Raw genomic sequence first — 7,318 nt, 5'->3', positions numbered from 1 at the left:
GCACAGGCGCTCGCCGCGGGCTGTCGTCGGCCAGGCGATGCGGAGGCTGGTTGGAACCACGAGGAGGACAACACCGGACCAGAAGAGCACCGGCGCCACGTCATAGCCCCGGCGCCCGGCCGCGTGCCCGGCCACGATCAGGAGCAGAGCCGCGGCGGCCGTCAGGCACAGGATCGCGATCCATCCGGAGTTGGCCCGTTGCGGCGAGGGATCTGCGCTGCCGCCGCGAAGGTCGGGGCCGATAACGGCAGAGACGAAGCGTATCCCGGCCCTGAGCGGGTTTATCCTGGTTCGCGCGGTGAAATGAGCCGATGTCATCAGCCTGATGCTCCCGTCGCAGGAGGCCACGACATCACGCCGCCGGGAGTCAATCGGGCCGCGGATCGGCTGCTCAGGACATCGCAATAGACGTCGCTCAGCTTTTGCGCGCAGGCATCCCAGTCGGGCAGCGCCAAATCCGGCACCTCGCGATGAGCCTCCAGTTCCTCGGCCATGGCGGCGGCCAGCTCTCCCGGACCGGCGTTGCACGAAATCGCCCGGCACAGGCCATTGGCGGCAAGCTCCCGCAGACCGGACGTGTCGCTGACCAGGACCGGGCGGCGCAGCGACAGGGCTTCCATCACGGCGACCGGATGGGCTTCGTACTCGCTGAACAGCACGAACAGCGCGGCACTCGCCAGCAGGTCTGCCATTTTCTGCCGCTCGGATCCGGGGATGCCCGCAATTGTGACCCGCTTCTCGAGGCCGAGCGCCGCGACGAGGCGCCGCAATTCTCTCTCGTACGGCCCTGTACCGACGATGTGCAGCCGTACGTCCGGTACCCGGCGGATCAGGTCGGGCAAGGCCGCGATCGCCCGGTGATGGCCCTTGTAGCGCTCCAGCCTGCCGCCCGAGACGATCAGGTGCGGATCGACCTTTACGCCGGGGTTCGGAGCCGGCATCGCGGCGCCGTTGGGGATGACGACAAACCGCTCCCGCGGCACGCCCATCCTCGCGCTGAAGAAATCGGCTTCGAATTCGGAGACGCCGATCAGCCGCGCTGCCCGGGCTACCAGCGGCCGGAGCAGCGCATGCTGGGTGCGGCGTACTGCATTGCGCAGCCGGGAGGAATGCCCGCCGCTGTGGAAGGTCAGGACGAACGGCATACGGGTGCGGATGACTGCAAGCAGTCCGATCGGCACCACGAAACTGCTGTAACCCTGGAAGTGGACCAAATCCCAAGCCCCGCGCCGGATCGCGGTATAGATGCCGGGCGCCACATAGAGGTCCAGTTCCCTTGGCCAGGCCGGCACGCGCCGCACACGCATGCCGCGCACCTCCTCCTCAACCGGCAATTCGCCCGAGGGATCGGTGGTGAGCACGTCGACTGTGTGGCCACGCGCGACCAAGCGGGGACCGACCTCCTGGATGTGAGTTTCAGTACCGCCCATGAAGGGATAGCAGCGAGCGGCAACCATCAGGATTCGCATCAGGCCTACCCGCCGTCATCACAGGCTGTCACGCCTCGCCTGTGCTGTTGGTGAACCCTCTCACGCAGGATGGTCTTGAGGACGCGCCAGCCGTCCGGGATTGCGCGCAAATGGCTCTCGCCGCTGATGCGGGGAGCCTCGAAACTCGCCACCTCGACGATATTGAGGTGGTTCTTCAATGCCCGTACGTTGATCAGGGTCTCTATCTCGAAGCCATCGCAGTCGCAATTCAGCGTGCCGACGTGCTTGGTCCAGAAGGCTATGTATCCGTAGCATAGGTCGGAGAACCAACCGCCATAGAGCAGTCGCACGAACAGGGTCAGCCCCCTGTTGCCAAACATCCGGAACAGCGACATGTCATCGGTACCGGCGCCCTGGATAAAGCGTGAACCCTTGACGAGATCCGCGCCGGCCATTAGCGCACTGACAAAGACGATCGCCTGCTCCGGCACCATGGAGCCATCAGCGTCCAGCATGACGATGATGTCGCCTGTGGCGGCCCGGAATCCCGCTTGCAGTGCAGCGCCCTTGCCCCGGCGGGGCTCCATCACAACCTTCACGTCCGCGCGCAGGCCGCGCGCGACCGCGACAGTGTCGTCTGTCGATCGACCATCCACGATAATGATCTCATGCGCCCAGCTGGGGATGCGCGGCAGAAGCCAGGGGAGGTTCTCGGCTTCATTGAGCGTCGGGACGATGAAGCTCACTCGGGGCAGCGTCAGTGCTCGCTGCAGGGCAAATTCAATCGGGTCGGGCGGCGATACGGCACCGACGTGGGCGAGTTTGCTGGAGAGGCGCTCATTCATGGCAGCGCGCGGCCAACGACAAGCCGCAGGGGCCAGCTCCAATGACCGCCACATCCGCAGATGCTTGATCCAACCATATGAGGGCTCCCGGCCATAGAGAAATGAAGATGAGATGAAAGAAGATCGGTGCGCTTACGGCCCCCTTAGAGCTTTGGCTATTATACGAGCATTACCGGTGAAGATCTGAAATGGAAGGACAATGGATGATTAGCGAAGGGACAATAGATGATTAGCTCTTTTGGGGTATCCCTTAAGGTTGTTTTCAGCTCATACCACCAGCACGGATAGTACGGCGGCGGCGGCGATCACCTTCACGGCTGTGTTGGCAGGCTCGAGCGCGCCCGATTCTTTACAGGCTGCGCTCGAGCCGCCTTGGCTGCGGCCAGCTAACCCGGTGAGACCGGCCAGGAGACGGGCTGCCCGCACGGTTCCGAGACCCCGCTCGGTCCCGAGACCGGCGCGTCGGGCACCAGCAACCGATACGAGGTCGTCACCTCTCGCAAACCCCGGATATGCCCGAACAGGTCGATCACCTCCAGGCCGGACCGGCGGTTGTAGGTGTGACATCCCAACGCTCCGGACCAAATGCGACCGATCGGAGTCTGAGCAAACTCCGACGCGCCCAGCGCATCGATCTGGCAGAACGTCACCGCGCCGCCATAGCCGCGCGCGCAGTCCTGGACCGGGCGTAGCGCGCGTCCGCCGTGTCGGATGACGGCGCCTGCGGGGCGACTAAGCCTGGCATCGAGCAGAACGGGGTTGGCGGCATGAGGCGTCCAAGACCCGGTCAGGCTCTCGGCATGGTAGAGGCTCAAGGCGTCCCAGGACGTGGACCTCCACAGCCTTGGGCTGACGAAAAACCAAAAGCCGCCGTCATGCCAGAGCGGCGTGGTATCGTAGCCCTCAATGCCTTCCATGAGGCAGGCCTCCCGTGTCCACCGGTAGGGGAACTCCACTGCCCTGTAGAGGCTGACATTCCTGGCCGCCCCCGATTCAGGGATCATCCAGATCTGACCATTCTGCTCGAACACGAACGGGTACGAGAGGTGATGCGGTTCCTCCACAACGATCCGGGATGCGCCGACTGTCCCGTCCCGGTTCACTGCAACAACCGCAATGCACCCGCGGTTCTTCGAGTAGAGGTACTGTTCGACAAAGATGAAATCCTGCCCCTGGTGCCGGAACGGGAACGGGTCGGCAAGGTAGCCGTCGGCATTTCCGGTGAGCACCCGGAAGGCGGCTTCGCCTTTGTCGAGCAGGCTCGCCGATTCATCGAAGCGCCAGCCAATCCCCCACATCCTGCCGCCTCTCGCCAGGGCGTCCAAAAGGCCGATCGCCTTCGATGCAACCGTGCCGGTCGCCCTGGCAAGCGCCGATAGCGCGCCAAACGAAGGTGGTGCCGTCCGTGGACCGGGGCTTGCGGACGCAGCCGAACCGGTCTCCTCGGCCAGGGCTTTGAGGATCAGCGGCACAGCGCAGGAAAGGGCGCTGTCGAGCCTCAAGGCCAACACTTGACGGTCTGCGCTGGTCGGGCGCGCCGTCCACGGTCGCAATGGGCGCGCCGTGTCATGCAGGTCGACGAGAAGATCTTGATGATTCACCCAGGCCGCCACGACTCCGATCTCGCCGGGTGCGCCGTTGAAGACCGGGGTGATCACGCGCCGCGCGGCCGGGAGCGATTCCGACCCGCTCAAATCGATCACCACATCCATTTGGCCGGCTGGAGGCGGCGGCAGGCACCGCAGCTCCGCTTCGACGGGGTCAATGGCGCCCTTCCCGCGAAAGCCATAGACCAGTCGTTCGAGTTCGAGCAGCAGACGGAAGATCAACGGCAGCGGGCGGCAGTCGGCCGCGAAAGCGCAGGAGACATCGTTGCCGGGCACTTCAGCGAGCGCCTCTGCCAACCATAGATGCCAGCGCAGCAGCCGCGACGGATCGAGACTCAAGCAAATGCGCATTGTTGTTCTCACGTCGGGTTTCAAGAACACGTCGGATTTCAAGAAGACGACAGCTTTGACGAGAACCACCAGCCAGCACCACTATGCCCGATCGACGCCGGTCTGTGCGAGGCCAGAGGAGGTAATCCTTAGGGGCGATTGCACTCAGCGCCCGGCCAGAGCCACATGCAGGGAATGGTGATCGACTGGCAGCGGGCGAAATATGGACTGCGCAATGCGTGGTGGTGTGCACTTGCGCTCGCGTTCGTCTCCGTTCTGGCAATCGCGAGCACCGTGGACAAACCATCGGCAACGTCCTTCATCAAGACTTCCGGAACGAGCTTCACGCTGGACGGCAAGCCGTTCTTCGTGACCGGCGTAAACAACCACTATCTGACCTACGGTTCGCAGGATGAGGTCACCCGCGTTCTCGATGACGCCGTGGCGATGGGCGCCAACGTGGTCCGCATCTTCCTCCAGCCGGTGATCGGGTCGCTCGACGGGAGGGTCCCCACGATCTGGGATTGGCGGCTTGAAGGCGAAGCCAGCAACCTCGCAGTCAAGGGCACGTACCTGCTCTACTGGGATCCAAGTCAAAACAGGATGGCGATCAATGACGGCGCCAACGGCATGCAGAAGGTTGATTTCCTCATTGCCGAGGCCGGCAAGCGGCGCCTGAGGCTGATCATCGCCGTCGTGGATTTCTGGGCGTTCACGGGTGGCGCCCAGCAGATGCGGGCCTGGTATGGCAGCAGCGACGAATCAACGTTTTTCTTCACTGACCCGCGCACGAAGCAGGACTACCGGACTTGGGTCCGCCACGTTGTGCAGCGCGTCAACCCGCTCACCGGGCTTGCCTACCGGGACGACCCGACCATCATGGCTTGGGAGTTGATCAACGAAGGCAATGCGCAGCCATTGGCCTTGCGGTTGACCTGGACTGCCGAAATGTCGGCCTACGTGAAGTCCCTCGATTCCAATCACCTTGTCAGCTCAGGGAATGCCAACATTTTCGACCCGAAGTTAGCCGATTTGACCATCCCGACCCTCGATTTCGGGACCTGGCACGGCTATCCGATCTTCTACAATCTCACGATCCAGCAATTCAACGACATGATCCCCGAGTTCTGCCAGCTGGCAGCCCGCGCCAAAAAGCCGGTTCTCATGGAGGAATTCGGCCATGCCCGCTCCAATCAGAACGCGGCTGAAGCTTACGCCATGTGGCTCGACACGGTGACGCGCGATCGCAACTGCGCCGGCTGGATGGTGTGGCGGCTGGTGTCGCTGCAGGACAGCGGACGCTATCCCGCCGACGAACACGACCAGTTCGATATCCACAATGACGGCGGTGCGCTCTGGACTATCCTCAAAGCCGCCACGGCTCGGGCGAGGCAGACACGCGAAACCAGCCTGGCCTCAGAAACCAGCCGGCGGGTGCCATGACCAAAGGCTCTGTCGTTGCGACAACCGGGCAGCCTGAGGATAGCGTCAGCAGCGAAAGCCGGCAGATTCCGCGCTGCCCCACGATCTCAGTGCTTATCTGTGCCTACACTGAAGACAGATGGGAGTTGTTGGTTCAGTCCGTGGCCTCGGCGCAGGAGCAGACCTTGCAACCCTGCGAGATCATCGTCTGCGTCGACCAGCCCCTGTTCCGCCGTTGTGCCGCCTACTGGGCTGACTCCGCCGCATCCATCCCTCCTATACGGGTGATCCAGAACAAGTTTGACGGGCACCTGGGGTCGGCCCGAAACACGGCGGCCGAGGCGGCCGCCGGAGAGATCCTGGCGTTCCTGGATGACGATGCAGCTGCCGACAAGGACTGGCTCGAGATACTCACCGAACCGTACCAGGATGAAGGCATCGGCGCCGTCGGCGGGCGTCCCCTACCGGTTTTCGAGACTGGCCGTCCAGCCTGGTTCCCCGTGCAGTTCGACTGGGTGTTCGGATGTGCTTACGATGGCCTTCCGACCAGCCGAGGCCCTTTGGCTCACCTCATAGGCGCCAACATGTCGGTGCGGCGGACCCTCCTCGAGCAGGTCGGAGGGTTCCATTCCGACCATCACGACGACATGGACATGTGCCACCGCGTGGCGCATATCAAGGGCAGTGAGGCGGTCATCTATGAACCAGCGGCGACCGTCCGCCATTTTGTGCACGCCTCACGGCCGACCTGGAAATACTTCTGGCGCCGCTGCTTCTTCGTCAACAAGGGGAAGGTCGAGGCCTTCGCCCAGATGGGCGACGCCGCCACTCTTGGTGCAGAGTCGCGCTTCGTCTGGTACGCGCTGACGAAGGGCGTACCGCGGGAGATTTTGCAAGCGGCCAAGGGTGACGTCTACGGGCTGGCCCGGTCCGCAGCAATAATCGCTGGCCTGGGCCTGGCCGCGGCAGGCCACGTCGCCGGCAGGATCGAACTGGTGCGGCGCTTGCGCCGGCGGCGCCAACAGGCGACTAAGCAGATACTGGACACGGCCGCGCAAGGCGGTGGGCCTGGGGAGTAGATGCCGTCTTCGATAATCATTGGTTCGGGTCCGGCTGCAGCAGCCGCCGTGTTGGCGCTATCCGAGAAACCGGACGAGAAGATAACCGTGTTCGATCCGGGCACCGTGCTGGACGCGGAGACGCAGGAGGTGATCTCCAGGCTGTCCAAGCAGCCTGTCGACAACTGGGATGAGGAGGACGTCCGCCGGGTAAGCCTGCAACCCAAGCGGATCCAGTCCGATTCGCTGCCTGAAAAGAGAAGTTACGGATCCGATTTCCCGTTTGCCAACAAGGGTCAGCTCGACGGCGTCCACGCCGAGGGCAGGGTCAATTCAGCTGTCATATCAAGCGCCTACGGGGGCTTCAGCAATGTCTGGGGTGCCCAGATCATGCCCTTCAGCGCTGCCGCGTTCAAGGGATGGCCGTTCGACTTCTCGGATTTGGAAGAGCACTATCGGACAATCCTGCGTCACATTCCTTTCGCTGGACAGTCCGACGATCTCGAGGAGTGGTTCCCGCTCATCGGATCGCCGGAGCCGCTTCCGCCACTGGCGCCGCGGACGCAGATGGTCCTGGCCAACTACGACCGGCACCGCGATCGGGTGCGCTCCACTGGCATAACGAT

General features: G+C 63.4%; 6 protein-coding genes and 1 pseudogene. 3 read left to right on the top strand and 4 right to left on the bottom strand.

What is annotated here, in order from left to right:
- The 4 genes from EOA33_RS18165 to EOA33_RS18150 all read right to left on the bottom strand — a co-directional run.
- Positions 1-318: hypothetical protein (locus EOA33_RS18165; RefSeq protein ID WP_145989185.1), on the bottom strand; the 318-nt coding region annotated here is incomplete at its 3' end.
- The gene (locus EOA33_RS18160; RefSeq protein ID WP_127399817.1) at positions 318-1,469 is read right to left on the bottom strand and encodes a glycosyltransferase family 4 protein; all 1,152 of its coding nucleotides are present in this window, start codon (positions 1,467-1,469) and stop codon (positions 318-320) included. The genes EOA33_RS18160 and EOA33_RS18165, both read right to left, overlap by 1 nt.
- A 5-nt stretch (positions 1,470-1,474) precedes the next feature.
- Positions 1,475-2,275, bottom strand: coding sequence for a glycosyltransferase family 2 protein (locus EOA33_RS18155; RefSeq protein ID WP_126055876.1), 801 nt, complete (start codon positions 2,273-2,275; stop codon positions 1,475-1,477).
- Positions 2,276-2,661: 386 nt separating this feature from the next.
- Positions 2,662-4,302, bottom strand: coding sequence for a hypothetical protein (locus EOA33_RS18150; protein WP_127406221.1), 1,641 nt, complete (start codon positions 4,300-4,302; stop codon positions 2,662-2,664).
- Between the two features lie 105 nt (positions 4,303-4,407).
- Here EOA33_RS18150 and EOA33_RS18145 point away from each other — a divergent pair, with 105 nt between their 5' ends.
- The 3 genes and pseudogenes from EOA33_RS18145 to EOA33_RS18135 all read left to right on the top strand — a co-directional run.
- Positions 4,408-5,655, top strand: a complete 1,248-nt coding sequence (locus EOA33_RS18145; RefSeq protein ID WP_127406220.1) for a cellulase family glycosylhydrolase — start codon at positions 4,408-4,410, stop codon at positions 5,653-5,655.
- Positions 5,652-6,713, top strand: a complete 1,062-nt coding sequence (locus EOA33_RS18140; RefSeq protein WP_127406219.1) for a glycosyltransferase — start codon at positions 5,652-5,654, stop codon at positions 6,711-6,713. Before EOA33_RS18145 ends, EOA33_RS18140 begins: the two co-directional genes overlap by 4 nt.
- An 87-nt stretch (positions 6,714-6,800) precedes the next feature.
- Positions 6,801-7,318: pseudogene (locus tag EOA33_RS18135) on the top strand (hypothetical protein); the annotation flags it as partial.

Source organism: Mesorhizobium sp. M4A.F.Ca.ET.050.02.1.1 (genome assembly GCF_003997725.1).
Lineage (GTDB): Bacteria > Pseudomonadota > Alphaproteobacteria > Rhizobiales > Rhizobiaceae > Mesorhizobium.
This window is presented reverse-complemented; position numbering and strand designations above follow the sequence as displayed.

What these genes read in the sequence shown, in the direction of transcription:
- EOA33_RS18145 (WP_127406220.1), top strand. Translation starts at nt 4,408, where the DNA reads ATGGTGATCGACTGGCAGCGGGCGAAATATGGACTGCGCAATGCGTGG.
- EOA33_RS18160 (WP_127399817.1), bottom strand. Translation starts at nt 1,469, where the DNA reads ATGCGAATCCTGATGGTTGCCGCTCGCTGCTATCCCTTCATGGGCGGT.
- EOA33_RS18155 (WP_126055876.1), bottom strand. Translation starts at nt 2,275, where the DNA reads ATGAATGAGCGCCTCTCCAGCAAACTCGCCCACGTCGGTGCCGTATCG.
- EOA33_RS18140 (WP_127406219.1), top strand. Translation starts at nt 5,652, where the DNA reads ATGACCAAAGGCTCTGTCGTTGCGACAACCGGGCAGCCTGAGGATAGC.